General features: G+C 41.9%; 3 protein-coding genes and 1 pseudogene. All 4 read right to left on the reverse strand.

The features are described from left to right. Nucleotides 1-16: 16 nt before the first annotated feature. The gene (locus AACU59_RS04480) at nt 17-904 is read right to left on the reverse strand and encodes an IS982 family transposase (protein ID WP_161437703.1); all 888 of its coding nucleotides are present in this window, start codon (nt 902-904) and stop codon (nt 17-19) included. A 192-nt stretch (nt 905-1096) separates the two neighbouring features. Then, a complete protein-coding gene (locus AACU59_RS04485) occupies nt 1097-1279 on the reverse strand; it encodes a hypothetical protein (protein WP_010319035.1) in 183 nt (60 codons plus the stop codon). Between the two features lie 172 nt (nt 1280-1451). After that, nucleotides 1452-2429, reverse strand: a complete 978-nt coding sequence (locus AACU59_RS04490) for a J domain-containing protein (RefSeq protein WP_094125746.1) — start codon at nt 2427-2429, stop codon at nt 1452-1454. A gap of 105 nt (nt 2430-2534) precedes the next feature. After that, nucleotides 2535-2740: pseudogene (locus tag AACU59_RS04495) on the reverse strand (transcriptional regulator); the annotation flags it as partial.

Here is a 2740-nt window from a genome sequence, read left to right on the forward strand (position 1 = left end):
TTAACCTGAGATCGGTTTAAGCCATCACCATCAGTCCTGACTTTTCGGTATCAGTGATATTGAGCGATGGCTTTTCTGGCTTTAGACAGTAAGCGATTAAGCCACCAAGTAAATTCAGCATGAAGCCATGTAAGCTCCTATGACGATAATGCTCAATTTGAGAAATGTTTTTCAGTTGGTCATTGATGGTCTCGATGATGAACCTTTTTGACAACATCACTCTATCCCAAGCAGCAAGAAATTTAGGCTTCATATTCTTACGGTGAGTCGTTACCAAGGTTATTCCATCGGCCTTCAAATCTTCAGTAAGTGCTTTACTGATATAGCCTTTGTCTGCATAGAGTTTATCGAGTAATCCTTTTGATAATTCACGGACGGGCTTTCTATCGTCTGTATTTGCGGGAGTGAGTTTGGCCGCAACAATCTCACCAAGGTGATTCGTGATGATGTGCAGCTTAAACCCATAAAACCAACCCATTGTACCTTTACCTCTTGCGGCTGTTCCTTTGAATACCTTATGTCTTGGTATGCGTAAGTTGTGACAAACCTTAATGCTCGTAGAGTCAATAAACTCAATGCCTGTAGGTTCTCCTTTCAAATGGGTGAAGAACGAACTGAGAGGGACTAATACGGAAGGCATGACTTCGAGAAAACGTGTATAGCTGAGCAGGGTTGGAAATTCATTTTTGTGGTATCGGTGGATAATGCCGAGGTAGAAGTTCTTAAAATCCCGTTGGTGCGACATATGAAAGGCAATAATGATGGTCATTATTTCGCTTTGGGACATACGGCCTTTACGATGACGCTTGCGTTTACCGCTCTCGATCTGGAGTTGTTGCCATTGGGGTAGAAAAGCCTGACAAAAGTCATCGACATGGCAGAATAAGTCTACTAGTTTATGCATAGCTGGTTCCTTTGCGGTTGTTCTCTCTTGGTCGAAAGATCTGATCGCAGCACCAGCTTTTAGTTCCCTTCTATTCTTATCCCGAGTTCAGGTTAATTAGATAAGTTGTCATGGTCGTTGAAATGGTTGTGCTTTAAAACAGGCAGTAAAAAAGCGCCGTGTTGGCGCTTTTTCATGTATAGCTATTGATGCCTAATGTGACAGTGACTGTCGATCTCGAAATGCTTGCTCTGCAATATTAAACTGCCTGACATCCATGCGCGCAAACTCATTGCAACTTTCACATGAGTGATGCGATTTCCCATCAATATATTCGTGTTTTATTAATAGCTTTGGTTGTTTACACCAATCGCAAATACCTTCAATCGTAAACATGTTTTCTCCCCACCTAGAAGATTTAGGTGCAATTTTCGCGGCGCATTATCCCATATAAAAGAGAATTAAGTTAACTATTTGTTACTTTAAGTGAGATGGAGATCGATTGCGTTGTCTATCTCTAGCGAGTGTTTTAATCGCGAGCGGTAATATTTCGCATTAAAAATAACATTTACTTAACGTGAGGCAGGATGATTTTTAACGCACCATTGAGTCGTTTCATTTCTTCTTGTGAGCCTTGAAGATCTGGGTGGTATATTTTGCACAGTTGCTTGTAGCGAAGCTTGATGCTTTTTTCATCGGGAAGTTCACTGGGTTTAAAGCCAAATAATGCACAGGCTAATAGTAATTTTTGATCCTGAGATTGAGCAACATGATTGTTTTGTAGCCTTTTGATCTCTTTGAATAAGCTTTCAAGCTGCCTTTTTTGCTGTTTGATCATAAAAGCCTGCGATTCGATTTCTTGCTGGTGTTGACTATTTTTATCGTGTTGCTGGGTCTTACGTTTTCGGCTCCAGAAGCGGAAAAGATAGATAAGCATCAAAAGGAGTACCATCAGCAACAACAGAGATAAGTAATCCGTCATGATAGAGCTTGTCGAGTTGCGATCAACGGGTGCAGTGCTGACCACCATGTCAGCTTCATCGCTGCTGTCAAAAGCGCTGTCTAATTGGCTGATGGAGGAGACTTGTTTTGCACGTTGTTGATTGAATTTTTCTTGCAATACACGGGCATAACCCTCTTCGGCTTGGCTACTCTTACTTGCCGCAATGCGATACCACATTTCTGACAATTCTAACGCTGAGGGTGGCGAAGGGAGTGTTTCGTATGTTCTAGCGAGTTGTAATTGAGCATTCACATCGCCGCTAGTGGCTAAGTCTGTCAGCCAAAATAGAGCTTGAGGGATGTCTTTTGGGGTTCCTTGTCCCTTTAAATAGAGGTTGGCTAGCCTAGATTTGGCTAAGGGGTGTCCATTCTGCGCCGCTTGCTGAAACCAATAAAACGCATTGTTTAGGTTAACAGCAACTTTGTCCCCTTGCTGATAAGCCAGCGCCAATTGATATTGCGCATTTGAGTTTTGTTGCTGAGCTTGGGCAGTTAGCTCAGCAACAGGAGAAGCCAGTACTAATGAGGAGAAAAACAGGCACAAACTAAGGACAACTCTCAAATTTTCACCATGTTTTGTGGGGCTAATTTCTGTTCAAATAGTAGCGCATTTCTATCGAATGCACAGAGCAGAATAGCGCATTAATGGTTATCTAAGACGTTTTGGAGCAGGTGCGCCATCAATCGGTCGGTTTACAGATACTTTACGGCCTTTTTTTAACCCAGTTTCGTAATCCGCGGTAATATTTTTCATAGCATCACGCAGCTGCTGCTTGAAGGTTTCACGGTCAATATTTTGAAACTCTTTATCAATGTAATTATTGATTTTGTTATTGGATTCATCATCGGCGGAGA

Source organism: Vibrio sp. V23_P3S9T160 (genome assembly GCF_963886625.1).
Lineage (GTDB): Bacteria > Pseudomonadota > Gammaproteobacteria > Enterobacterales > Vibrionaceae > Vibrio > Vibrio anguillarum.

Coding starts and splice junctions, on each gene's coding strand:
- AACU59_RS04485 (WP_010319035.1), bottom strand. CDS start 1,279: ATGTTTACGATTGAAGGTATTTGCGATTGGTGTAAACAACCAAAGCTA.
- AACU59_RS04480 (WP_161437703.1), bottom strand. CDS start 904: ATGCATAAACTAGTAGACTTATTCTGCCATGTCGATGACTTTTGTCAG.